The organism is Prevotellamassilia timonensis, assembly GCF_900106785.1.
In the GTDB taxonomy this organism is placed as follows: domain Bacteria; phylum Bacteroidota; class Bacteroidia; order Bacteroidales; family Bacteroidaceae; genus Alloprevotella; species Alloprevotella timonensis.
The window spans coordinates 487,197-512,408 of sequence record NZ_LT629845.1 but is presented as its reverse complement, the minus strand read 5'-3'; the positions used below and the strand labels follow the sequence as shown (position 1 = coordinate 512,408).

Sequence of the window (25,212 nt, the reverse complement as noted above, 5' to 3'; positions counted from 1 at the left end):
AAAACGATTATGGCAAACCGCAAACAACTCAAAAAGAGTATCAAAATGATCACTGGCGACCTCTTTGCCGATTGTGTGGCTTTAAGTATGTGCCAACAAGCAGACCGAACTGTGCTTGACGAACTTATGAAAGAGGTTATTGCCCTTCATGGTGAATATGTTGCACGCATCAGCCATACAGAAAAAGGATCTGAACGCGAATTTTATCGTAAGCTCAAACAAGAGTTTACCGATAAGGTTAACGACATTAATGCCCGCATCATAAAGGCATAAAGTCAAAACATAGTAGCGTTAGTCAAATGATTACCGATGTGCAAGTGTTTAACATCTGTATCAAAACAGGTGTTGCAACACTTGCACATCTCGTTTGAGACAACTAATACCAATTTTACATAAAAGAAATGCTCAAATCCATTTGCAAAACAATACTGCACAGATGGTTAGGCTGGCGCGTCGAAGTCACTGAACAGACGCCAAACAAATGCATTATTTGCGTGGCACCACATACAAGCAATTGGGATTTTATCATCGGAGAACTATACTACACTTCTATCGGATTGACCTCGAATTTCCTGATGAAAAAGGAATGGTTCTTTTGGCCATTTGGCCGATTGCTTAAGCGCATAGGAGGTATTCCTGTCGAGAGAAGCAAACATACGAGCATGACGGACCAGTTGGCCCAGAAAGCAAAAGAATCTTCTCATTTTTCACTTGCCATTACTCCCGAGGGTACAAGGTCTTTAGCCAAGCAGTGGAAAAGAGGTTTTTACTTTATCGCATTAAAGGCACAACTTCCTATTTTGCTTTACGCTATCGATTATCCCAACAAGCGCATTGTGTGCACAAAAACACTCAACCCATCTGGAAACGTTGATGCGGATATGCGCATCATCATGGAATATTATCGCCAGTTTGAAGGTAAGCACCCCGAAAAATTTGCGGTTGAAGAAATTGCCCAATAATTACTCTCCTGACTTCATCACTTTTTTGTGCCATTGAATGGCGCGTATTGAAAAACGCTGAGTTACGCCATTTGATTGGGTGACGCATTGCATGCGAACGGACTCAAGCACCAAACGCTATCATCAAGCGCTACCATCAAGCGCTACCACCAAACGCGAACTCTAATGGGGGCGACGCGTCCCGCGGAGAAAGATGCAGCTATTATTAGCAGTAGTAGCGTTCGTATTTAACTCCTATCTCTATCCCGCGAGACGCGTCGCCCCCATTAGTGCTCGTTTCTTTCGCAGCGCCTTTCAGATCGTGCGAATTTATACGTAAGCGGAACGCCAGGCGAAAGTCGCTCTTGACAAAGTGGAGAAATACGCTGTTCTTGCCACTGTTGACAAGCAAGAACTTACATTTTCTCTTCTCAACATAAAGACACCTGTACAAGAAGCAATGAATACCGTAAATAAGAAACTTTCCATCCCAATTCCTGCACTCATCGGACAAAAGACTTGGCGAGAGGAACGGACAACAAACATCAATGACGCTATCAAGGTTCTTGTCGTTGCCATCAACGCTGAACGTGACAAGCAGAATAATGGTACACAAGCATCTGTCAACAAAACTTACACTTACTATATGCAGCAACTCAACAAACTGATTATTGAGAATAAGGCATTGCAGAATGAGAATGATACACTAAAGGCTGAAAATGCAAAAGTGAAGCAACACATATCGCTGCTTGACGAAAATGCTGTCAGACAAGCAACCGTTCAAAAGGATGCAGTTATTGAAAGTCTCAATACCCAATTAGCCTCAAAAAACGAGGACATTACAAGACTCAAGACTGATTACAATACTCTATTGGAGAAATATAAAATCTTGGTTTTTCAATGGAACGACTTGACAAAGCAGCCTGAAATAATTGAAGCTGTTAAACGTGTGGAAGACCGCAAGGAACAAGAAGCGGAGGCAAAACGTGAAGAACAGGCAAGACAAGACAGATACCAAGGTGTACTTAACCGATTCATTAGTGAAGGTAATGAACAGCTTAAAGCCTTTTCGCAATCAAGCAGAATAGATTTCGATGAAAAAGAAGCCAAAGCAATCTATTATGGTATTATGGCTACTGCCACAAAATCCAACATTGCGCTTCGCTCTCCACAAGGAGCAAAGTTTGCCGTTGAAAGATTTCTCGCGAGCATGGATTGGAATGGTTGTGGCAACTATCGGAGAGAATGTGTCGCACACTGGACAAAACTCTTTGCTACCGATGAAGTTGTTTATACCGAACCCATCATTCAGAACTTCCTTTCGTTCATTGATTACATGTCGTGCAGCGCAGATACATACGTTTCATTCGGTGGCTCCAATGGTTGTGCTGACCAACTCACTAATTGGGACGGAACACAGAAGTTGGGATTAGGAGCACCATCAAAAAAGAAGCCACAAGGTTCATCCAGATAATGGCAATGAGAGGCGATTTGTGACGTTGGTTACAGCAAATCGCCTCAAATTACAGAAATATGATGCCAGAAGTGAAGATTTCCAATGATTTATTCTTTCGTCTGAATAAGATTTCCCACTTTTGTGGTCAATAATTGACAATTCTATCAAGAAAAAGTCTATTGGTTTAATCTAACCTCTGAGCAATAACATTGGAAGATAACACCAAACAGCCTTTAACGGCTGACGCTTCATTGTATAATGGGCAGCCTACCGACACAGACTCATCGTGTCCAAGTGCAAGATTTACCTCTTGTACGCCCTCCGTTTCTGACGATGTCAAAGGTGGGGTGTCGGTAGAGAGTGTGCCAAACGCAAATAGGCAATGGTTCGTTTTGCGAGTTTCATATGGACGCGTTCTCAAAGCTAAAGAATTTGTAGAAGCTAAAGGCTTGGAAAGCTATGTTCCTAAGCGATATAAAGCGGTAAGGAAGCAAGGAAAGAAGCGAATCATAACAGACCCTCTTCTCTCCTCATTTCTCTTTGTTCATGCTACATATAGCCAAGTCGAAGCATTGTGTCGCAATAATAATGCATCAGTTGGTAGGGCATTGCTTAGTTTCTACTACGACCATACTTCTTACCGAGAAGATGCTCCTGACAAAAATCCACCTCTTACTATTTCTGATTCAGCGATGGACAATTTCATAAGATTGACTTCCATAAAGAATCCTCACATCATTCCTGTTACTTCAGAGAACATCATGTATAAATTAGGTGACGAAGTGGTTGTAACAGAAGGTGAATTCATAGGAATTCACGGAAGAGTGGCAAGAATTGCAGGACAGCAGAGAGTGGTCGTAGAATTGTTTGAGGGATGCTTAGTAGCTACGGCATATGTGCCAAAAGAGGCGATGAGGAAAGAAAAATCAATAACGCTGCTTGATTAACGCAACAGATTAAACACTATATAATAAATGAAATGAGCAATTCTCCTAACATATAATAAAAATATACAATCAAATGATGAAAGAAGAATTCATGAATATGAAAAAGTTGTATCATTACACAAAGTTTGATACTGCAATTAAAATATTGGAATCCCATAGTCTAAGATTTGGAAGGTTGCATAACATGAATGACATTCATGAAAATGACAAACTTTCCTATGTCGACACAACAGGAACTCTTATCAATAGTTTTCCATCCGAAGTATTGGATGCAATAGATTGTGAGATGGCAAAATATCGACAGATTAGCCTTACCGCAGATGATAACAAACAGGATAAATTGGGGTTCGACCTTCATCAAATGTGGGGACTTTATGCCGATAAAGGCCAAGGCGTCTGTCTCGTATTTGACAAGGACATATTATGCAAACAAATTGATGATGCCGTTCTGCACAAAATTGTATCATACGATACCTCTGTAGAATCGTTTTATATTGCAAACTCCAATGACTCTCAAAGTATCCAAAGCAACATACAAAAGAAAGCCGATAAGTTATTCTTTCACAAGCGAAAAGAATGGGAGCACGAACAAGAATACCGATTTATTAAACGCTGTACCAACCTCAATAAAGAGGAATACTTGTATTATGGCAAAGCCTTAAAATATATTATCCTGAATTCTGTAATCGAGAATACTGATAGTGTTAAGTTTAAAAAATGTAGAGAAACTGAATAAACATACACAAAGAGTTCCAATACTGGTATATGGTAATGGATTGCTTGATTATTCTCTTATTGATATAAATCACACGGAAATAATCTGGAATTCTTCCTATGGATATGATATTCTCATTCCTGAAGTTAATTGTGAGATAGATGTTTGACGTTTCAAAAAGGAAATTGTATGAGTTCAATATTAAAAATATTAGTAGACATTCAATGCCTTGTCTATTGCGATTTTGAAGAAGTTGGTGAAGCTTTCCCAAATTCCATATTAAAGATAGAACTGCGTAAAGGTATATATAAAATAGGCTTTAAAAAAGACAATATTAGTCTAAAATCAATCAAATACAAGATTAAAACTGATAATGAGGATTATCTATTAGAAGAATCTTTAACTAATATATATACAAAAAAGAAGGAAACGAAAAAAAGAAAGGAGATTTCTGAAAAGAACGTTTTATGGATTAATGTTGGTGGTAATTGGAGAATTATGTCTGTAGATAATTACATTCTTAATTCCGTGGCCATGAAGTCATGGATAGATCTTCCCAATAGCTATAATTTATTACCAATGGGGCAGCATCGTGATCCAGACATTGATGCATGCGGTTATATTCCGTTCAATATAGGTGGAACGTTAATGGAAGATGACCTAACCGGTTTCTTTATATCAGGAGGAACATGGGGGTGTTTGGACAAATCTGGTAAAGTCGTAATACAACCAATATATAGTCGTAAAGTGTTTTTCTATAATGACCAAGTTGTAAGTACATATATCAATGGTATATTTAGTGGAGTCATTAATCAATTCGGGGAAAAGTCATTTGCCGAATTTGATAGTGTGCTCCCAGTAGATGAGGTTGTTGGCTATTATGATGTGTCACAGCAAAATAAACATGGAATCGTTAATAAACACGGAGAATTCATCTTACCATTAAACTATTTAAGTTTTGGATATCATACAAGTAAGGTAATTGGGGCACAAGACACATTGTCAAAAAAATGGGGATTGTTAAGATTTGATGCTACTATTGTATTACCTTTTATCTATGATAATATCAATAAGGCAGAAGATGGTTTTTTTGTGTGTAAAAACAAGAAATGGGGAACTGTGAACCTTGAAGGAAAAGTTATTGTAGATACAAAATATCAAATAATAACAAAGATATCAAAATGTTATTATAATCCATCTGCATATGAGGATTTAGATTATTTGTACAACAATTACTCTATAGTTGTTCTTTGTAATAATTATGAAGGTTACCAATATGGTATCGTTAATACACACTTTGTAAAGCACTTCAGTTCTCAAACAACAACAATTGCATTTAAGGAAATTATTCCATGTAAATATGATGCCATATATTCAAAAGAAGGCAAGCATTATTCAGATGATGATTTGGTTGAAGCAGCAACAAATCAATGCGGCGCTCCTGATGGATTATTCGAAATCACAGATGTATATTTCGTCTTAAAACGAGAGCACATGCAATGTGATAGATATGATGACAAGGGCAATATCACATACTCGTTTATTTGTGATGAATTTAATTCAAAATACAAAATTCTATCTCAAAAATACTATCTTAGAAACACGAAAAATGAATTTGATGACAGTCCGTATGACATATTAGAAACTATAGATTTCTATGATGGAACTTATTTTACAAAGAATATCTATCCTGATGATTGGGATGGATATACTTCTATTCCAGCAATAGGACAAGTAAATGTAAAGCACAAAGTCTCTTTTTTAATTGGCAAAAGGGATGATGAATGGTGTGTGTTTGATAACAGAGAATCTAATGCGTATGACTGCAAAGAGAATGAAGCAAGTGAATACTACTGCTTATACAATAATCGTCCAACGACAATTTTATTCAGCTATAAATGTGACAAAATCATTGAATTTGGCATCTTGCTTAGTGGAGAATATTTTGCTATAGTAGAAATAGATAATTATAAAAAGCTATGTATTATTGAGGATTCTAAAATAATATATGAATCTGATTATATGATAGAAATACATTCTTCATATAATCAACTTGCACTTTCAAAAAGATTAGACTTAGAGAAATATCTATATTTAAACGGATTAGGTAATGATTATTTTATTGCAAGATTAACCATTGATAAATGGCAGATTTTAAAGTACGATTACGCCTGTGAAAGTTACGGAGTAGGAATTTTCAAATCTCCAGAATTTGATTTTATTCGGTTTATAGATGAAAATACTGTTGAGATTCATTTATATCACAATGGGCGTACGCTATATAATACAATGTCCATATTGTGTTGGGACAACATGCGACCAGATTGTAAACGATGGAAAGTATCACCTTATGAGGAACGAAATTGCAATTGGGTAGCTGTATTTGATTTTGACAAAGAGAAAGAAGGAATCGTAATAGAAGAACACGATAAATTGTCAGAAACAGAAAATCCTTCATATGGAGGTTATGACATTGTTGGAAAAGTCCCAGAGGAAATAATCATTCCATTTAAATGGGATTATGCAAGAGTCTTTTATAGCGAGCAAAATCCAATAATAGTTGTTGGAAATTTTACAGGTAAAAAAGTCGGAAACTTCTTAGGTGCTGCCAATGAAATAAAGTGTGCTATCTTGGATACAAATCAACGTCCTTTAAGCAGTTTCATATTTGACAGAGTGTCTGTTGGTCGGTCTTGCCAAGATTTGCGATTCCATATAGGTAATTATGGTGCCGATATAAATCTTGCAAAAGATGAATTTATCTATGCTGTTCCTTTTTTGAATTATGACTCATGTGATGAAGAAGGACATCGCATATGGGGAACTCCCTTTAAGAATTTGAGATGTTTTATTGATACTGAGACAACAGGTTTACCAATAAACGACAATCTGCCGTATACAGAATTGGACAATTGGCCTCATCTTGTTCAAGTTGTATTAATTATTGAAGATGACAACTATGGAATATTGGCAAAACGGAATATGATTTTGAAACCGAATGGGTATTCCATACCAGAATCATCCGCAAGAATACATGGAATATCCAATGCCCAAGCTATCAAAGTAGGAGAAGATAGAAAACATGTTATAGGTTTCTTAGACCAGGTTTTAAGTAATTCTAACATCGTTATAGGACATAATGTTTCCTTCGACTTAAATGTGGTTAAAGCTGAAATAATCAGAGTCAAAGGGATAGAAAATGCATTGCTCACTACAAAGAATCACAATGTAGTTGACACGATGAAAATGGGTATGAATATATGCAAAATACCTAATTTGTCATTCCATACACGTATGAGTCAGCCATATAAATATCCCAAATTGGATGAACTCTACTACAAATTGTTCAATAAGCACTTTAATAACCAACATGATGCTATGGCGGACGTACAAGCAGCATATGATTGTTATTACGAACTTAAAAGGAAATCACAATGATTAAATTGTATAACACAAATGTAGATGTTTTGGTGGTAAGGAAGTCAGACTATCAGAATAACAATATCGGCGATGGATATTTTATTGTTCCTAAAGAAGAATGGCTTTGTGAAGATGATGGACTCAAAAGTTTTCATTTATTCCTAACCAAGTTTGACGGAAACAGAGTTTCCTTGTTTTTGACAAGTGAACGGCATCCTGTTATTTTCAGAGAACTACCATTATCACGAAGAAGTGATTATATTGAGATATAAATATTACTGAAACAGAATGAAGTATTGATTATGCTCGAACTCGAACTACAGCAATACCTCCTCCGTGAGTACCCACAAGAGAATGCTCGCTGTGAATGGAAGGAATTTAAGAACTTGAAGAACTCGTTCTGTGGGGACGAGAAAGATGATGTCATATCCTACGTGTCGGCTATCGCCAACATGGAGAAAGAGCAAAAACTTCGTTATGTAGGCAGACTCTTAGTAGAATTAAATAAAGAAAAACAGATAGACAGAATAGGGTTGAAGTGGATATTAAAAGACTGTAATCGGTCGGTTTAATCATAATCCGACCGAAAAATCCACAATCCGACCGAAAATCCGACCATTTGAAAAAAATCGACCGAAAATCCAGCCGATATTTTCGACTTAAACGTCAAATAAAACTGTTTGATTTGTGACATCAGTGTAGGTTTAACAAGTAAAATTTTTACCCAATTAAAAAAATGCTTTATCACTATACTTCTATAGATGCCTTTAAAAGCATTCTTAAAAATGCAAAGGCTCAGATGCAAATGTGTTTCTGGGCAACAAGATACGATTGTTTTGCAGACAAAGAAGAGTTTAAACTTGGCATAGAAACAATAAAACGGCTTTTACCACAAGTTGAAAAAGACTTGCCTTCAGATAGACAAATAGCCTTTTCTTTCGATTGGGACAAAATAAGAGAGAATGAAAATTTACCATTTCCTTATATTGTTTCATTCACTTCACGACCAAACAATTCTTATATGTGGGAAGAATATGCAAAATCAGATGGAATTGTGATGGAAATAGATGATAGTCTGAATTTTCAAACTCAAGAATATCCTATGATGAGAATTGTTTCCTGTATATATGCAGGTGAAAATTCAGATGACAAATTGGTAAATATACTCAGAGAAGAATATTCAAACTTGGGCTATGTCCTTCTTAAAGGGCCCAATAAAGATACAGCTTTCTATTTGTTGAAAAATCATCCGCAATCATTTGTTGTACTAATAGCAATGGGATTGCTCTCGTTTGTTGCGCCAAGAATCAAACGAGCCAAAGATTACTGGATGGAGGAAGAAACACGAACAATTATTCCAATACCAATACCGGCATACAGTAAGAAAACAGAAGGATTTGATGAAATCATTGCAAAATTTGGCATATCTTCAACATGGATAAGAAAAATTTTATCCAATGAATATTCGCGTAAACGAGATGATGGCTCGACTCTATATTACAGAAAGTTGCTTCTACCTATAAATCTACTTAAAGGTTTATATGTGAAGTCCAACAAGGCAAAAGGAAGTGTCGAAACATTCTTAAATGAACAAAATATAAAGATCCCTATAATTCAAGTTGATTAATAAATATGGCACTCGCAATAAACATAAACGACCTGCTTAACAAGCAGAAAATAGAATCCAACCGCATTGAGTTCAAGAAAGGTTGGAACCCAGGAAGCATATATCACAGTATATGTGCTTTCGCCAATGACTTTGATGATCTTGGCGGTGGATATATCATAGTTGGTGTAGATACCGACGATAAGACAGGCATGGCAATTCGCCCTGTAGAAGGTGTGCTAATTGAAAAGATTGATAACATCCTACAGGAGATGGTAGGTTACAACAACAAAATGGCTCCATACTATTTACCTCGCTCTTCTGTAGAGGAGGTTGATGGCAAACAGTTGATAGTTATATGGTGTCCTGCTGGCAGTTACCGTCCATATTCTGTGCCTGTAAACGTAACAGCGAAAGGGACAAAAGAATATTTCTACATTCGCAGTGGCACAAGTAGCATTGAGGCAAGGGGTGAAGTTCTCGTTGAATTGCGAGAGTTGGCTAATCGTGTGCCTTTTGATGAACGAGGCAATAGCGACATCCAGTTGGAAGATATTTCTCTGGTGCTTCTTCGTGATTATCTTGTCAAAGTGGGTAGCAAACTGGCTGATGATGTGATAACGACTCCGCTTTCTACCATACTTGACAAATGGAACTGTACACAGGACCAAAAGAAAACCGTTTGCTTCGCAATGTGGCAGCCATGATGTTCTGCGAGAATCCAAGCAAGTTCTTCCCTTACACTCAGATTGATGTGGTGACATTCCCTAACGGAAAGATGAAAGCCCCGAATAATTTCACAGAGGTAACATTCAAAGGCAGTGTTCCACAGATGATAAAGCAGACAATGGATTACATTAAGAGCAATGTACTCAAAGAGTATGTGCGTAAGATTTCTGGTAGGCAGGAGGCAGAACGCTTCTGGAACTATCCATACGATGCTATTGAGGAAGCAGTTGTAAACTCTGTATATCACAGAGATTTCTTGCAGCATGAACCAATAGAGATTACCATTGAACCAAGCGGAATCTCTATACTCAATTGTCCTGGACCTGACAGAAGCATCTCCAAGGAGGATATAGAAAAGGGCGATATGCTAAAAAGCCGTCGCTATCGCAACCGTCGTTTGGGTGATTTCTTAAAAGAACTTGACCTTACAGAGGGTCGCTCAACTGGTGTTCCAACAATACAAACAAAGTTAGCAGAGAATGGTTCACCACGTGCCATCTTTGAAACTACAGATGACCGCTTGACGTTCTTGGTTACTATTCCTGTTCATGAAGGATGTCGTGAAAGTTCGGAAACGAATAGCAACAGTTCGGAAACAGACATACTTGGTTCGGAAAGAGGTTCGGAAACAAAGGACTTGATTATAGATATCATAAAACAAGACCCACATATAACAGCCGCTGAAATCGCAATGCAATTGAATATGTCTTCACGAGGAGTTGAGAAGCAAATACGTAAACTTCGTGAATTAGGCAAAATTAAACGAACAGGTGGTAGATTTGGAGGCTATTGGGAAATCGTAATATTAGACAAAGAATAAAACGGATATGTTATTAGGAAACAAGATAAGGTCTCTAAGAGACGAACAAGGGATATTGCAGCGTCAAGTGGCTGCATACTTAGAAATAGACACCCCCATGTTCAGCAAGATTGAACGTGGGGATAGGCGAGCAAAAAGAAGTCAAGTAATTCAAATGGCAACATACTTCAAAGTGTATGAAAAGGAAATGCTCACTCTTTGGCTTGCCGACAAAGTATTGGATGCTTTGGAGGGTGAAGACGAATTGAAACTTACAGCCATTGAAACCGCCAAATCCAAGTTAATGGATATTAATAGGTAATTTGCAGCGAGCAATTCATTTTCTGATATAAACAACGCAAGATTGGTTTCTTGCAACCATTGGGAACTTCATGGTATCAAATCAACTTGATACTATAAAGTTCCTATTGATTTACAAACACTTACAAAGCAATTACTGGTTCAAGCGTGGGAACTTGCTCTGTCGCCCGTCCCACCTTTAGAGGCTTCTCGCATTGCCCGATATTGTAGAACGAGCAACGTTGAAGCCCACGCCGATATGAATATAACAACCCCTTTGAGCAAATAATAAGACATAAAAAGCCATATATACTTGCTAAAGGGATGCGTATAAACACATCCCGAGGACATCCACCGTTGCCTCATCCTTGACAATATCTGAATTTTGCGAGAATTCCTAAAGATCAAAGACAAGACGCTTGAAGACGCCTTATTAATATGTCGTGACTCTTTTCCCACCCATTACCCGCTTTGTTATGGCGACACCGTCTCACTCGGCCCGGCGTGGACTGTCTTTGCCTATGTATTATTAGAACATGTCAAAATTACACACATCGGCACGAGACTAAGAGTCATTTGCAAAATGACAAATTTTCTTGCATGTTACAATGTTTTTTGAGAAAAACTTCAAAAAAATAGACATTTAACCCGACTCTTCTGACATTCTGCGGGAGGAGGAGAAGAAGCGAAGTGTTTATGAAAACGTTGCAGTTCGAATAATGCGCTCTTTACTCTGTTTGTGATAAACTTTTCCTTCTGACTCTTTTGCAATACGGCCTGCACGAGATGCTTACAATTATTCGAAGTACCCCCCGCGAGACGCATCGCCCCCATTAAAGCTTGCGTTTGGTGGTAGCGCTTAGTGATAGCGTTTGGTGCTTGAGTCCGTTCGCATGTTTACGTTTCACAGGAAAGCAATAAATTATAAAAGGGCAAAGACAAGAAAGTTGCCGCTTGTAGCTTTTACCATACTACAAAAGCTTACACGCCGAGCATCTTGCATCTTACACTAACACGCCGCAACTCATTGACTATCAACACTTTACTCAGTGTAAGATGTTACAGATGCCACCTACACGCAACCTGCACAAGGCACAAGCTGCAACACGGCACAAGCACGGGAGGGTTATATCACGGCATAGGGGAGCAGAAAAGCCTGTTGCTCCGACAGATTTCTCTACGTCCCTGTGGCGTAAAACCCACCACATACGTCCAAATCGGCTGCGTGGCTGCGGGGCGTGGTGTGTAAGATGTATGTAGGAGTGTGTAAGATACTTTGAAATCATCTTACACTCTTGAAACATCTGAATATCAACTTGTTACACACAAAAAGTGTAAGATGGCAGTAAAAACACACGCACCCTTTTACATGTAGGCAGACGGGGAGGGGGCAAATATGTGTATACAAGTTGTACACTTTTTTGATGGGTACAATGTCTTGGCGTTGCCTTTTCAACAGAGTTCGTTCTGAACGTATAATAAAACAAGTATTAAAACAATTCATGGCGGGAGCATACCCCGCATTCCCCAACTGGCTCATCAACACATATTGGGTATTGATATTTGGTGAATTTAATGCAACCCCAATCTTTATCATAACAAAAAAACTTGCCGAATGTTTCTCTGTAGAGTCGCATTCAGCAAGTTCTTTTTTTTGTTTCAAGCAATGCCACCTGTGGCAGTCCCTTAGCGTACATCTATAAATTTAAGTTGATAATGGCATAAATTAATTCGATGTAAACAAGAATGGGTATGACTACACATATAATGACAGAAGAGACAATATAGTTCCAACCTATCTTTTGGAACCATAATAGGAAATCTACCGATTTCTTGAATGCCAAGTCACATCGGTTCCTGAAATCCATTTTGTCTTTCCAGATAAAAACAATCCATGCTAATAAAAACAGGAGTGTTAGAAATGGCATTCTTGTAATGTAGTCGAGCATGATGGTCCATGACAATGGGATGACAAGATAATATACAATGATATTCACTTCGTTATATGTTGTTCCAGTTATCTTTGCAATTAGGTGTTCTATTCCTGCCACTATCGCAAAAATGGGTAGTGTGATTACCATTACAACCTTCGCAAACATGGTCTGTGAGTTCCAAAATGCTTTTAATTTACTCATCTTTAGGAAACGCATAATATTCTTTGGCGGATATTAATTGAAGTTTCGGATTTAACAAGGACAGGCTAAATCCGAAACATGAGTTTAATACATACTATATGTGTGTTATTTTGATTGTCATTCAAGTCTAAAACCATGGCGAAGTAGCGTTGTGGTTGAAACATCGTTACTAAAAATGGAATACACGCCCTTCTTACATTCAGGATATTCAGCAGTATAATCATAAACGACTCTCCACTCATCACCCTCAGTACGAGCCATGCCGCCCCACCCTTTGAAAGAGCAGCCTACGAGTGGTTGACCAGTTCGCTTAGCCTCCTCCACCTTTGACAGTAAATAAGCAAAATAAGCATTCCGCGCATCTGTGCGCGATGACGGCCGTACAAAGAAAGCGTCCCGAGGATAGCAAGCCTCTGACAACCAATATACCTTGCCATAGTTCAAGCTCAACCTATTATATATCTCTATCCTGTCATCAGAACGTAGATACACATTTCCAAGATTATCAAACAGGTTACCATTCTTTACGCCACAGGTTATGACAGGATTGGCAACGACCTCTATCACATCTGCGTCCTGCGCCTGTACACAAGTCTCAAAAAGTGGTTCATTATTCTGCGCACCAAGTGGCATATAAGAAATGGAAACAAGATGATTCTTGTCAAGAGTCTTCAAATATGAAGCCAATTCAGATTCGGCAGCCACAAATCGGTATAGGCTGTCGGCATTTTGCGTCATTAACGCATCACACACTCGCCAAGCCAATATCGTACTGTCATTTGAGTATAAATTACCCGAGAGGGAACTTTTACGATTAAGCAAATGGGCAGCAAACTGCTTATATTTTTCAACATACTGCTCGCTAAACTGCATTTCTCGATCTAACGAAATAACGGCCCTCATCTTACGTTTTTGCAATTCGCATAAGACGAAGTCCAAACCTCGAAGCAATTTTTCATTCGCTATCTGAGTGTGCAATACTCCATACGACGGGCGCAAGCTATCTACCAACTCTGGTAAGGATACACTTGCACCAGCCAACATGCTAACAGTATTCACCCCTAACGCCTGAAGCGAATCAAGTTCTGCTATCAAACGAGTTCTTTGTTTTTTACCTTCACTTGCCAATAATGGCGCATACCACATTGACACGCCTTTGCACACGAATACCGAACCATCAGTGTGATGCAAACTACTATTGTCTGCATATACAAAAGACTGCTGCGCCTTTGCAGGACTTTGTACGAGAAGGAGCACAACAACCAAAATGCAACGATATAGCTGAAGCCTAATCATAGTCTAACTTTCATTGCACGATCCATTTCACGACGGTCTTGTTTCTCCTTCAACGTGTTGCGCTTGTCATACTCTTTTTTACCACGACAAAGACCTATTACAACCTTTGCAAGTCCTTTTTCATTGATAAACATACGCAATGGCACTATTGTAAAACCAGGAGATTTCGTATCATCTTGCAAAGATCTAATCTCCTTGCGATTTAGCAAAAGTTTCCGGTCACGACGCGTTGAATGATTGTTGTACGAACCAAAATCATATTCTGCTATGTAAGCATTCTTCATCCACATTTCACCACGATTTATATAACAAAATGTGTCAACCAAACTGGCTTTTCCCGCACGAATGCTCTTTATTTCGGTACCGGTCAGCACAATACCTGCTGTATATTTGTCAATAACCAAATAGTCGTGTTCCGCGCGCTTATTCTTTATGTTTATACGCGAAGTAGGTAATATTTTACTCTTGCCCATACTTTCTTATTATTCTATTTCAACAAAATCATTTATATGCTCGTCCACATAATGAGCCACTGCTGCAGTTATATCCTCCTCAGCCTCTACAAATTCGTCGTCGAGGTCGTCAAACATGGGATATTGTTCAAACATCGCCATAAATTCCTCGTCTGTTCGTTCACGAGTCAAATCTTCTTTGTGAGCATCATAGGCTTGCTTAGCCTTATACAACAATTTTGAGAACTCACGCAATCCCCAAAGTCGCATGGCCTTGGCAAAGGGATTATCAAAGTAGAATGGTCCATAACCATTATATATCAGTTGTACAAAACCTCCGTCCATCAATTCATCGCGAAGTATCAAATATCCCCACAAAGTAATTTGATCAGCCGAGAGGTCCTGCATACTATCTGCATTTAGTTCCTCACCAACCTGGCTCTTAAAAGCAGATAGCACTGCATCAAGAAATGCATCAACACCATCGCGAGCAGCAACTTTCAACACAGAGTCTTTTATCTTAATATTCATATATTTAGTATTTATCTATTAAAGAATTGATTTACCTTCGCATCTCCTCTACCAACGTTTTCATGCCTTTAATTTTCTCACAGCCAACTCTTCGGAGCATGTCTCTCAACTTTGACCGAAGCACTGCTGCATAAGCATAATGCGGCCCAACATCTATACGACCAATTTCGTCAGAACGCAGGCCACCCTTTTTGCACAAAAAGCCCAACACATCGCCCTTACTCAGTTTATCGCGCTTGCCACGCCCTATGTATATCGTTGCATATATCGGGGCTACTGGCTGAACCATAGACACACCATTCAAATCAAGTGTCTTATATTCCGTAACAAAATCGGGCAAAGTTTCTGTCGGGCCAAGTAACAAACAAACTGAACCCTCTGACTGCCAACGCGCCGTACGTCCATTTCGATGCGTATAATCCTCAGCCTTCTGTGGCAAATGATAATGCACAACCACTCGCACCTCAGGAATATCCAATCCACGAGCAGCCAAATCCGTGCTTACCATCACGTTAGCTGCCCCACAACGAAACTTATATAATGCTCTTTCACGATATTCCTGTTCCATTCCGCCATGATACATTTCGACAGCAAACCCTTGCTGCCTCAGCCATAGCCCTACGCGCTCTACGCTCTCTCTGTACGATACGAACACAATGGCTGGCGCACCAGCAATGTGTGTTAGCAATTTGGCCAAGGTGTCCAACTTATCCTTTTGAGGCGAGTTTACCACATTTACCTCCACACGATCCTGCAAACTGGCATTCTCCGTCAAGAAGTCTATTTTACTATACTTCGGAAAAAGTTTGCCCATGAATGCCGGTATTTCTTCTGCATCAGTTGCCGACATAAGCCAAGCACTGCTTACATTAGAGAAATACTTTAACACGCACGACATTTCATCTTGGAATCCAAGCTCAAGACATTTATCAAACTCATCTATAACAAGAGATCGCACGCCGAAGACATTCAGGTTATCCTTACCCAAATGGTCATTCAATCTTCCGGGTGTTGCAAAGACAAGTTGTGGCTTTATTTCTTTAATTTTACGATGTTCCTCCATCGCAGGTCGTCCACCATAAAGAGCTAAACAACGTGCCCCGGTTTTCATTTGTCTGAACACGTCTTCGCTTTGCTGTGCCAATTCACGTGTAGGCACTATCACGACTGCCTGCAACACATCAAGCTGCACATCTATTTTCTCAACCAAGGGCAATAAGTAAGCCAGGGTTTTACCCGTACCAGTTGGCGAAAGCAACACGACCCCCCCTGTCCTTTTTCCAGCGCACTCCATACGCTGCTGCATGGAAGTTAGAGTATCAAAGCCTAAATTGGCAAGTATTTGTTCTTTGTCTATCATTATTCTTTTTATTTGCGTACAAAGTTAGCACAAAAGGAGAGGTCGTGCAAAACGAATAAGTGTTATTTTCGTACATCATGCCATAAACGCACAGACTTTGGACGGCAAAACAATACACATTGCCTCACTCGCTGCACCAACAACCTATCCCCGTCCAAATTCTTGAATTTGAAACACTTACAAACAAATAAGCAAAACATTTACACACCGCACATAGCAACGCTCGCCCTTATAGACAAACGAATGTTTAATAATTTCGTTACGAAAGTTTGGGCAATCCAAATCTTTTCCACAAATTTGCAAAGTAAATAACGCATTTAGCAACATAATCGTTCATTATCATGGAAAATACAGCAAAGTCTCTTAGCGGACTCAAAAAAGAAGATTTCCAGAAAGTTATACAAGGAAAACAAACAGACCTCTACTTCTTACGCAATTCCAGCGGCATGGAAGTAGCTGTAACAAACTATGGAGGTTCCCTCGTGGCCATCATGGTGCCCGACCGCAATGGCAACTATGCCAACGTCATTCAAGGACACGATAACATCGACGACTGCATCAACTCTCCAGAACCATTCCTTAGCACACTTGTTGGACGCTATGGCAATCGTATCTGCCACGGAAAGTTCACACTCAATGGCAAAGAATATAGCCTTGCTGTAAATAATGGTCCTAACCACTTGCATGGTGGTCCCACCGGATTTCATGCACGTGTTTGGGACGCAGAACAGGTAAATGACCACACTCTTGTGCTACGCTATGTGTCAGCATACTACGAAGAGGGCTTCCCTGGCGAATTGTCAATGACTGTAATGTACTCACTCACCGAAGACAATGAGCTTAAGATTGACTATAAAGGTACCACAAACAAGAAGACAATTGTCAATATGACAAGCCATGGTTTCTTCTCACTCGCCGGCATTGGCAACCCCACTCCTACTTGCGAGGACGTGATTTGCCAAATCAATGCCGACTTTTATGTGCCCATCGACGAGAACAGCATCCCGACAGGCGAAATTCTTAAAGTGAAAGGCACCCCCTTCGACTTTACAACACCACACCGCGTAGGGGATCATCTGACAGATTTCAGCGACAAACAAATAAAGAACGGCACAGGTTACGACCACTGCTTTGTACTGAACAAGCACGAACCGGGCGAACTCACTTTCGCAGCTAAAATCGTAGAGCCTAAGAGCGGACGTTCTATGGAGGTTTATACCACTGAACCGGGTGTACAGTTCTACTCAGACAACTGGGCTGATGGCTACAAGGGTCAGCATGGCGCTACCTTCGGCAAGCACTCTGCACTTTGCTTCGAGGCACAGCACTTCCCCGATAGTCCTAATCGTGCCTACTTCCCTCCCGTGGTGCTTAAGCCCGGACAGGTTTACACGCAAAAGACCATCTACAAGTTTGGCGTAGAAAACTAAACATAAATCATTAAAGTTTACGGACATGCGTCAGGCGCAAGTTCGTAAACTTTAATACTGAAGAATAATACAAATCAATTCATCTAATAATCTAATTTATCTTTCTCACAAACAAAAATGAGTAATCAAAAGAAACAATGGGGAGCCATCATCATCATGATTGCACTCTTCGCCATGATTGCCTTCGTGACAAACCTTTGTACACCTATGGCAACCATTATTAAGAACCAAGGCGAAATCTCAAACGTATTGGCACAGATTGGTAACTACGGCAACTTCGTAGCTTACTTAGTAATGGGTATCCCCGCAGGTATGCTTATCGCAAAGTTTGGCTACAAGAAGACAGCCCTTATCGGTTTGGCTATCGGTATCTTGGGTATCGCTATTCAGTGGTATAGCGGTCAGATTGAGAATCCTAAAGAAAACTTAGGTCTCGTATTTGGCATTTACCTCGTTGGCGCTTTCATCGCAGGATTCTGTATGTGTATCTTGAACTGCGTTGTTAACCCTATGCTCAACATCCTAGGTGGTGGTGGTAACGCTGGTAACCAATTAATTCAGACAGGCGGCGTATTCAACTCTACTGCTGCGGTTTGCTGCTACATCTTAATGGGTGCCCTTATCAGCGATGCAACAAAGGCTAAGATCTCTGACGCTACTCCTGCCCTCATGATCGCACTTGGCATCTTCGTCTTGGCTTTCATCATCATTGCCATGACTAAGATTGAAGAACCCGAACAAGCTCCCGTAGAAGTTAGCTTGATTAAGGGTGCTATGAGCCACCGTCACTTTGCTCTCGGTGCTTTGGCTATCTTCCTTTACATGGGTATCGAAGTTGGTGTGCCTAACTTCGTTCAGCAGTACTTGACTAATGAAATGAAGATTCCTGCCGGTACAGTTGGTATGCTCGTAGCCGTATATTGGTTTATGATGCTTATCGGTCGTTTCGTAGGTGCTTCTATCGGTGGCAAGGTGAGCAGCCGTACAATGATTACCACTGTTTCAGTCGCCACACTCGCACTCGTACTCTTCGGCATGTACGCTCCAACTGACGTACTCGTAGCATTCCCTGGTGTTGACTGGGGTAGCCTCACTGTTGTATGGCAAGATGTACCCGTAGGTATCTTCGCTTTCTTGCTTGTTGGTCTTTGCACCTCAGTAATGTGGGGTGGTATCTTTAATATGGCAGTTGAAGGCCTCGGTAAATACACTGCCATCGCTTCTGGTATCTTCATGACTATGGTATTCGGTTGCGCTGTAATGATGTTTATCCAGGCTTCTGTTGCCGATACTGTAGGTTATATTCAGAGCTACTGGGTTGTTGTATTCTGCGCTGCATACCTCCTTTTCTACGCTTTGGTAGGCAGTCGTGTAAGCAAGCGCGAAGAATAAATTCGCTATATCACAAGTTGAAGAGTATGGACGACACGGTTCCTTACTCTTCAACTTCACTTTTCTATAAACAGACAGACAGGTGCAAATTGATCATTAGTACTTAGAATGAGCAAACCTTCTGCCGGCAATTCTTTTACCCTCTAAAATTCTTTACTCCCATGAAATTAACAGTAGATGACGTAAGAAGCCGTTTCGTTGAACACTTTGATGGTACAACAGGTTCTGTATATGCCTCTCCAGGCCGTATCAATCTGATTGGTGAGCACACCGATTATAATGGTGGCTTCGTATTCCCTGGTGCAGTAACTCAAGGCGTTATTGCAGAAATCAAGCCCAATGGCACACGTAAAGTACGTGCCTACTCAATCGACTTGAAGGACTACGTTGAATTTAGTCTCGACGACGAGAAAGGCCCCTCAGCTACACACTTCCGCTTTATCTTTGGTGTTTGCCGCGAAATGATGAAGCTCGGTGTACCTGTCGAAGGATTTAACACAGCCTTTGCTGGCGATGTACCCCTTGGCGCTGGTATGTCATCATCAGCTGCATTGGAAAGCACTTATGCCTTTGCACTCAACGACTTATTTGCCGATAACAAAATTGACAAGTTCACTCTTGCCAAGGTAGGCCAGGCCACAGAACACAACTACATCGGCTGCAACTGCGGCATCATGGACCAGTTCGCCTCAGTATTTGGCAAGGCTGGCAGCTTGATGCGTTTGGACTGCCGTTCACTCGAGTTCAAGTACTTCCCGTTCGACCCCAAGGGCTACAAACTTGTATTGCTCAACTCACAGGTTAAGCACGATTTGGCATCTTCAGCCTACAACGACCGCCGCAAGAGCTGCGAAAACGTGGTAGCTGCCATGAAGAAGCACTGGCCGAATGTGGATAGTCTGCGCGACGCAACCTACGACATGCTTGACGAAGTTCGCCCAGAAGTTAGCGAAGAAGACGCACTCCGTGCCAAATATGTAATTGGCGAGAAATACCGCGTACTCGAGGTTTGCGTAGCACTTGAAGAAGGCGACTACGAAGAAGTTGGTAAGAAGATGTACGAGACACACTATGGTCTGAGCAAGGAATATGAAGTTTCATGCCCTGAACTTGACTTCTTGAACGATGTTGCTCATAGCTGCGGCGTTACAGGTTCACGCATCATGGGTGGTGGCTTTGGTGGTTGCACAATCAACCTCGTAAGCGACGACCTCTATGCAAACTTTATCGAAACTGCCAAGAAAGCATATAAGGAGAAATTTGGCAAAGAACCTATCGTTATCGATGTTGTAATCGGTGACGGATCACGCAAGCTCTGCTAATTAAAACATATCAGGCAGCCTATTATTGGCGTCCTCTTATAGATTTTCCGCCCGAAGCCCTTACACATAAGGCTTCGGGCTTTCTTTTGCAGTGCATATCAGCCATTGTTGTCTAACAATAGCCAATCTCTTGCACCCTAATAATACCCTTATCGGAATGCACAAATGACCACATTGATTTGACGTTTTTCCTACCTTTCTGAAAAAAATACGCTTAAAATGCATTTTTTTCTTGGTTTAGTTTGGTAGTTTCAAAAAATGTCGTACCTTTGCATCGCGTTTGAGAGATAACGCTAAAACAAATAACAAAAAAGGAAGTTTGGGTGAGTGGCTGAAACCACCAGTTTGCTAAACTGACGTACGGGTTTAACCGTACCGGGGGTTCGAATCCCCCAGCTTCCGCACCATGGCGCTTTCATCTAATGGTTAGGATACATGCCTCTCACGCATGGTATACGGGTTCGATTCCCGTAGGCGCTACAATGAAGACCGCTAGTCACAACGATTAGCGGTCTTTTTGTCCACCATTTATTTTTGTACACCCCATGCAACTACCCGATAACATCAAGAAACCGCGCGAAAGAGCAAAGGCCAAACTGCAATTAGACGCTAACGAATCGCCGTTCAACAAGCCACTCAACCGCTACCCCAGCACCAAGGCTCTGCAAACTTTAATGACCAACTGGGGCAAACATGAGCATATACCCGAAAGATGCATATTCATGTGTAACGGAATCGAAGAGGCATGCGACCTGCTCATTCGTACATTTACCGTACCCAACCGCGACAGCATCATTGCCGCAGAACCGACAAGGCATTATTACAAAAGGCGCGCACAGATCAATCGCATAGAATACCGCGAAGCCAACTTGCGCGCAGAAAATTTTGAACTCGATGCAAACGACATCGTCAATGCCATTAGCGACACGACACAAATGATATTTTTGTGCTCGCCTAATTCACCAACAGGAAACCTGCTTGACGCAGGAGAAATAGAAAGTATTGTTCAAATATTCGATGGCATAGTTGTGGTTGACGAATCATACATCGATTTTGTTCCTCAGGCCACAGTCATCGGTTTGCTCAACAAGTATAAGAACCTTGTTGTGCTACGGTCTTTTTCGCACGCATGGGCCCTTGCCGGACTGAACCTATCAGCCATTATTGCGCACCCCGACATCATCTGTAACATAGCAAAGATTGCACTCTCCCACCCCATCAACACCATAACAATCAATGCCGCGCTTGAAATGATAAAGAACAGACTTGACATAGACAAGTGGACAAGGCAAATCATAGACGAACGCACAAAGGTGGAAATTGCACTCAAGGACATTCCCGAATGCGAACACATCTATCACTCCGATGCCAACTTTCTACTTGTAAAATTCTCTAACAGCGCATCAATTTACAAAGATCTACTCAAAAACGGCATTGCCGTACACCCCGTAATGGGGTGCTTGCGTCTGACAATCGGGCTACCGCAAGACAACTCTGCATTGCTCGGAGCGCTCCGACGCCGAAACAGCAGCATCAAATAGCGGAATGTCATATTTTGCGTCTAAGAGCATATTCCGTGCCGCTCCGACTCGGTTTTTTCCAAGCCGAACAAAGGGGGCAAAACGCCGTAAAGCGCATTAAAATAGCCTTTACGGCGTTTTTGCTTTCGAAAACGCCGTTTTTCAAAGAGCTTTTCCACGCCATTACAAAAGAAAATCTTAATTTTGCTCTTAGAATATATATACTACACATTCAATGATAACAGACGACGATAGAATTATCAAGGTCAATATTGAGGAAGAAATGAAATCCTCATATATCGACTACTCCATGTCAGTAATCGTATCGCGTGCATTGCCCGATGTGCGCGACGGATTTAAGCCTGTCCATCGACGCATATTATACGACATGATGGAACTTGGCATCACTCACGACAAGCCCACACGTAAATCGGCGCGTGTTGTGGGTGACGTACTCGGTAAGTACCACCCACACGGCGACAGTTCTGTTTACGGTGCGCTTGTACGTTTGGCACAACCTTGGAACATGCGTTACACGCTGGTTGAAGGCCAAGGCAACTTTGGTTCGATGGACGGTGACTCTGCAGCCGCCATGCGTTATACCGAAGCACGTCTGTCACCTGTTGGCGAAGCCATGATGCAAGACATCGAAAAAGAGACGGTGGACATGGATCGCAACTTTGATAATACACGCGATGAGCCAAGCGTCATGCCGACACGCATTCCCAACTTTCTGGTAAATGGTGCGAGCGGCATCGCCGTTGGTATGGCTACCAACGTGCCGACACACAATTTGCGCGAGGTTATTGATGGTTGCGTGGCTTATATTGACAATCCCGACATCACAATCGACGAATTGATGCACTACATCAAGGCCCCCGACTTTCCTACCGGTGGCTATATCATGGGCATGCAAGGCGTGCGCAGTGCTTACGAAACGGGACGTGGCCGCATCATCATGCGCGCTAAGACCGATATTGAAAGCGGACCGCAGCACGACACGATTGTGGTTTCGGAACTTCCATACGGACTTAACAAGGAAGAACTTGTAAAGTTCATCGGCCAACTTGCAGCAGACAAACGTATTGAAGGCATCTCAAACGTAAACGACGAGAGCGACAAGGATGGTATGCGCATTGTTATTGACGTTAAACGCGACTTCAATGCGAACGTGGTGCTCAATAAATTGTTTAAGATGACAGCACTGCAAACATCGTTTGCAGTGAACTGCATCGCATTAGTTCACGACCATGCACATAGAGCCGGCCGACCGCAATTACTCACACTCAAGGATTGCATAAAACACTTCATTGAGCACCGTCACGACGTGGTAATACGCCGCACACAATATGACTTGCGCAAAGCTCAAGAACGTGCCCATATACTTGAAGGACTTATCATTGCCTCAGACAACATCGATGAAGTTGTACGACTCATACGTGCATCGAAAACACCGCAAGCTGCCATCGAAGCCCTCAAGGAACGCTTTGGTCTTGACGATGTGCAAGCTAAAGCCATCGTTGACATGCGTCTGGCGCAGCTTACTAATATTCAGCAGGAGAAACTGCACGAAGAGTATGAGGAAATCGAGCGTCGCATCGCATACTACGAACAAATTCTTAGCGACGACGAACTCTGCCGCAAGGTGATGAAGGACGAGCTCATCGAAGTTAAAGAAAAGTACGGTGATGACAGACGCACCGAGATTTGCCTGTCATCTACAGAGTTCAACCCTGAAGACTTTTATGCCGACGACGAAGTCGTTATCACCATCTCGCATTTGGGCTATATCAAGCGCACACCTCTCAATGAGTTCCGTGCACAAGGCCGTGGCGGCGTAGGTTCAAAAGGCGGTAGCACACGCGACTCTGACTTTATCGAGTACATCTACCATGCAACCATGCACAACACCATGTTGTTCTTTACAGCCAAGGGACGCTGCTACTGGCTCAAAGTGTATGAATTGCCTGAAGGTGCTAAAAACGCAAAGGGACGCGCTATTCAAAACATGCTGAACATCGATCCCGACGACAGTATCAATGCTTGTTTGCACATTCGCAAGTTAGGCGATGCTGACTTCTGCCAAAGCCATTTCGTAATGTTCTGCACCAAGCAAGGCATTATAAAGAAAACTTGTCTGAGCGAATATTCACGCCCACGCGCCAACGGTGTAAACGCCATCAACATTCGCGAAGACGACAAGGTTGTCAGCGTTGTGCTGACTAACGGCTCTGACGAGATTATCATTGCCAACCGCAATGGCAGAGCTATCCGTTTCAACGAGAATACTGTACGCGCCATGGGCCGAACTGCTACTGGTGTGCGCGGTATGCGTCTGGACGATGCCGACCCGACAGACGAGGTAATTGGCATGATTTGCATCAACGATCCCGAAAAGGAAACGGTTCTTGTTGTCAGCGAGAAGGGCAAGGGCAAACGTTCTGCTGTTGAAGACTACCGTGTAACAAACCGCGGTGGAAAGGGTGTCAAGACTCTTAACATTACGGAAGATACTGGCAAGGTTGTTGCTATTAAAGCCGTAACTGAAGAAGAAGATCTCATGATTATCAACAAGAGCGGCATTACCATACGCCTGCGTATGGACGAGATAAGCGTTCAGGGACGCGCCACACAAGGCAACAAACTCATCGACCTCAAGAAGCGCAACGACGTAATATCAAGCGTATGCCTTGTACCCGCCGATGACGAAGAAGCCTTGGAACAAGACTCTGAAAATACCGATGGTTCTGCAGACGAAAATGTTGACGACATGACAACCACCGCCAACAACTCTGACGAAGAAGCATCAACTAATGAGGAATAAGTATAAAAGCGTCAGGCTATGATTATGCAACAAGTGC

At 41.4% G+C, this 25,212-nt stretch carries 21 protein-coding genes and 2 tRNA genes; 19 read left to right on the top strand and 4 right to left on the bottom strand.

Annotated elements, in window-relative coordinates:
* The first annotated feature begins 9 nt into the window (after nt 1–9).
* From BQ5453_RS10740 to BQ5453_RS10690, 12 genes are all read left to right on the top strand, one after another.
* On the top strand, nt 10–273 hold the full coding sequence (locus BQ5453_RS10740; protein ID WP_022102734.1) for a hypothetical protein: 264 nt from the start codon (nt 10–12) through the stop codon (nt 271–273).
* A gap of 128 nt (nt 274–401) precedes the next feature.
* The gene (locus tag BQ5453_RS10735) at nt 402–962 is read left to right on the top strand and encodes a 1-acyl-sn-glycerol-3-phosphate acyltransferase (protein WP_071123209.1); all 561 of its coding nucleotides are present in this window, start codon (nt 402–404) and stop codon (nt 960–962) included.
* Nucleotides 963–1,314: 352 nt separating this feature from the next.
* A complete protein-coding gene (locus BQ5453_RS10730) occupies nt 1,315–2,415 on the top strand; it encodes a hypothetical protein (protein WP_071123208.1) in 1,101 nt (366 codons plus the stop codon).
* A gap of 191 nt (nt 2,416–2,606) precedes the next feature.
* On the top strand, nt 2,607–3,344 hold the full coding sequence (locus BQ5453_RS10725; RefSeq protein WP_161942416.1) for a UpxY family transcription antiterminator: 738 nt from the start codon (nt 2,607–2,609) through the stop codon (nt 3,342–3,344).
* 73 nt (nt 3,345–3,417) lie between these two features.
* Entirely contained in the window at nt 3,418–4,080 is a 663-nt protein-coding gene (locus BQ5453_RS10720; protein WP_071123206.1) for a DUF2971 domain-containing protein, read from the top strand.
* Between the two features lie 168 nt (nt 4,081–4,248).
* On the top strand, nt 4,249–7,497 hold the full coding sequence (locus tag BQ5453_RS13965) for a 3'-5' exonuclease (RefSeq protein ID WP_083361215.1): 3,249 nt from the start codon (nt 4,249–4,251) through the stop codon (nt 7,495–7,497).
* Nucleotides 7,494–7,751 (top strand): hypothetical protein, encoded by a 258-nt coding sequence (locus tag BQ5453_RS10710; RefSeq protein WP_071123205.1) that lies wholly within the window; start codon nt 7,494–7,496, stop codon nt 7,749–7,751. Before BQ5453_RS13965 ends, BQ5453_RS10710 begins: the two co-directional genes overlap by 4 nt.
* Before the next feature lie 30 nt (nt 7,752–7,781).
* Nucleotides 7,782–8,051 (top strand): hypothetical protein, encoded by a 270-nt coding sequence (locus tag BQ5453_RS14490; RefSeq protein WP_071123204.1) that lies wholly within the window; start codon nt 7,782–7,784, stop codon nt 8,049–8,051.
* A 164-nt stretch (nt 8,052–8,215) separates the two neighbouring features.
* On the top strand, nt 8,216–9,106 hold the full coding sequence (locus tag BQ5453_RS10700; RefSeq protein ID WP_071123203.1) for a hypothetical protein: 891 nt from the start codon (nt 8,216–8,218) through the stop codon (nt 9,104–9,106).
* 5 nt (nt 9,107–9,111) lie between these two features.
* Nucleotides 9,112–9,792 (top strand): AlbA family DNA-binding domain-containing protein, encoded by a 681-nt coding sequence (locus BQ5453_RS14705; RefSeq protein ID WP_317039463.1) that lies wholly within the window; start codon nt 9,112–9,114, stop codon nt 9,790–9,792.
* A complete protein-coding gene (locus BQ5453_RS14700; RefSeq protein ID WP_317039462.1) occupies nt 9,735–10,634 on the top strand; it encodes an HTH domain-containing protein in 900 nt (299 codons plus the stop codon). Before BQ5453_RS14705 ends, BQ5453_RS14700 begins: the two co-directional genes overlap by 58 nt.
* Nucleotides 10,635–10,641: 7 nt before the next feature.
* Entirely contained in the window at nt 10,642–10,935 is a 294-nt protein-coding gene (locus tag BQ5453_RS10690) for a helix-turn-helix domain-containing protein (RefSeq protein ID WP_071123202.1), read from the top strand.
* Between the two features lie 2,230 nt (nt 10,936–13,165).
* Here BQ5453_RS10690 and BQ5453_RS10680 read toward each other — a convergent pair.
* Genes BQ5453_RS10680 through BQ5453_RS10665 form a run of 4 tightly spaced genes read right to left on the bottom strand, consistent with a single transcriptional unit; the run spans nt 13,166 to nt 16,687 of the window.
* The gene (locus BQ5453_RS10680; RefSeq protein WP_071123200.1) at nt 13,166–14,344 is read right to left on the bottom strand and encodes a restriction endonuclease subunit S domain-containing protein; all 1,179 of its coding nucleotides are present in this window, start codon (nt 14,342–14,344) and stop codon (nt 13,166–13,168) included.
* Entirely contained in the window at nt 14,341–14,817 is a 477-nt protein-coding gene (smpB, locus tag BQ5453_RS10675; protein ID WP_022102911.1) for an SsrA-binding protein SmpB, read from the bottom strand. The genes BQ5453_RS10680 and smpB overlap by 4 nt, the downstream gene beginning before the upstream one ends.
* A 9-nt stretch (nt 14,818–14,826) precedes the next feature.
* Nucleotides 14,827–15,327 (bottom strand): DMP19 family protein, encoded by a 501-nt coding sequence (locus BQ5453_RS10670; protein WP_071123199.1) that lies wholly within the window; start codon nt 15,325–15,327, stop codon nt 14,827–14,829.
* A 31-nt stretch (nt 15,328–15,358) separates the two neighbouring features.
* Nucleotides 15,359–16,687: a DEAD/DEAH box helicase gene (locus BQ5453_RS10665; protein WP_071123198.1), complete on the bottom strand. Its 1,329-nt coding sequence runs from the start codon at nt 16,685–16,687 to the stop codon at nt 15,359–15,361.
* Nucleotides 16,688–17,028: 341 nt separating this feature from the next.
* Here BQ5453_RS10665 and BQ5453_RS10660 point away from each other — a divergent pair, with 341 nt between their 5' ends.
* The 7 genes from BQ5453_RS10660 (at nt 17,029) to gyrA (ending at nt 25,175) form a co-directional block, all read left to right on the top strand.
* Nucleotides 17,029–18,117 carry an aldose epimerase family protein gene (locus tag BQ5453_RS10660; RefSeq protein WP_071123197.1) on the top strand — a complete coding sequence of 363 codons (1,089 nt, stop codon included), beginning with the start codon at nt 17,029–17,031 and terminating at the stop codon, nt 18,115–18,117.
* A 117-nt stretch (nt 18,118–18,234) separates the two neighbouring features.
* A complete protein-coding gene (locus BQ5453_RS10655) occupies nt 18,235–19,509 on the top strand; it encodes an MFS transporter (RefSeq protein WP_071123196.1) in 1,275 nt (424 codons plus the stop codon).
* Between the two features lie 161 nt (nt 19,510–19,670).
* The gene (galK, locus tag BQ5453_RS10650; RefSeq protein WP_071123195.1) at nt 19,671–20,831 is read left to right on the top strand and encodes a galactokinase; all 1,161 of its coding nucleotides are present in this window, start codon (nt 19,671–19,673) and stop codon (nt 20,829–20,831) included.
* 313 nt (nt 20,832–21,144) lie between these two features.
* Nucleotides 21,145–21,233: transfer RNA gene (locus tag BQ5453_RS10645), tRNA-Ser, on the top strand.
* Nucleotides 21,234–21,239: 6 nt separating this feature from the next.
* Nucleotides 21,240–21,311 (top strand) — tRNA-Glu (locus tag BQ5453_RS10640).
* 65 nt (nt 21,312–21,376) lie between these two features.
* On the top strand, nt 21,377–22,372 hold the full coding sequence (locus BQ5453_RS10635) for a pyridoxal phosphate-dependent aminotransferase (RefSeq protein WP_022102905.1): 996 nt from the start codon (nt 21,377–21,379) through the stop codon (nt 22,370–22,372).
* A 217-nt stretch (nt 22,373–22,589) separates the two neighbouring features.
* Nucleotides 22,590–25,175, top strand: a complete 2,586-nt coding sequence (gene gyrA / locus BQ5453_RS10625) for a DNA gyrase subunit A (RefSeq protein ID WP_071123630.1) — start codon at nt 22,590–22,592, stop codon at nt 25,173–25,175.
* Nucleotides 25,176–25,212 lie beyond the last annotated feature (37 nt).

Excerpts from the sequence above, each read along its gene's own strand:
- BQ5453_RS10740 (WP_022102734.1), top strand. The coding sequence starts at position 10 with ATGGCAAACCGCAAACAACTCAAAAAGAGTATCAAAATGATCACTGGC.
- BQ5453_RS10735 (WP_071123209.1), top strand. The coding sequence starts at position 402 with ATGCTCAAATCCATTTGCAAAACAATACTGCACAGATGGTTAGGCTGG.
- BQ5453_RS10720 (WP_071123206.1), top strand. The coding sequence starts at position 3,418 with ATGATGAAAGAAGAATTCATGAATATGAAAAAGTTGTATCATTACACA.
- BQ5453_RS13965 (WP_083361215.1), top strand. The coding sequence starts at position 4,249 with ATGAGTTCAATATTAAAAATATTAGTAGACATTCAATGCCTTGTCTAT.
- BQ5453_RS10710 (WP_071123205.1), top strand. The coding sequence starts at position 7,494 with ATGATTAAATTGTATAACACAAATGTAGATGTTTTGGTGGTAAGGAAG.
- BQ5453_RS14490 (WP_071123204.1), top strand. The coding sequence starts at position 7,782 with ATGCTCGAACTCGAACTACAGCAATACCTCCTCCGTGAGTACCCACAA.
- BQ5453_RS10700 (WP_071123203.1), top strand. The coding sequence starts at position 8,216 with ATGCTTTATCACTATACTTCTATAGATGCCTTTAAAAGCATTCTTAAA.
- BQ5453_RS14705 (WP_317039463.1), top strand. The coding sequence starts at position 9,112 with ATGGCACTCGCAATAAACATAAACGACCTGCTTAACAAGCAGAAAATA.
- BQ5453_RS14700 (WP_317039462.1), top strand. The coding sequence starts at position 9,735 with ATGGAACTGTACACAGGACCAAAAGAAAACCGTTTGCTTCGCAATGTG.
- BQ5453_RS10690 (WP_071123202.1), top strand. The coding sequence starts at position 10,642 with ATGTTATTAGGAAACAAGATAAGGTCTCTAAGAGACGAACAAGGGATA.
- BQ5453_RS10680 (WP_071123200.1), bottom strand. The coding sequence starts at position 14,344 with ATGATTAGGCTTCAGCTATATCGTTGCATTTTGGTTGTTGTGCTCCTT.
- smpB (WP_022102911.1), bottom strand. The coding sequence starts at position 14,817 with ATGGGCAAGAGTAAAATATTACCTACTTCGCGTATAAACATAAAGAAT.
- BQ5453_RS10670 (WP_071123199.1), bottom strand. The coding sequence starts at position 15,327 with ATGAATATTAAGATAAAAGACTCTGTGTTGAAAGTTGCTGCTCGCGAT.
- BQ5453_RS10665 (WP_071123198.1), bottom strand. The coding sequence starts at position 16,687 with ATGATAGACAAAGAACAAATACTTGCCAATTTAGGCTTTGATACTCTA.
- BQ5453_RS10660 (WP_071123197.1), top strand. The coding sequence starts at position 17,029 with ATGGAAAATACAGCAAAGTCTCTTAGCGGACTCAAAAAAGAAGATTTC.
- BQ5453_RS10655 (WP_071123196.1), top strand. The coding sequence starts at position 18,235 with ATGAGTAATCAAAAGAAACAATGGGGAGCCATCATCATCATGATTGCA.
- galK (WP_071123195.1), top strand. The coding sequence starts at position 19,671 with ATGAAATTAACAGTAGATGACGTAAGAAGCCGTTTCGTTGAACACTTT.
- BQ5453_RS10635 (WP_022102905.1), top strand. The coding sequence starts at position 21,377 with ATGCAACTACCCGATAACATCAAGAAACCGCGCGAAAGAGCAAAGGCC.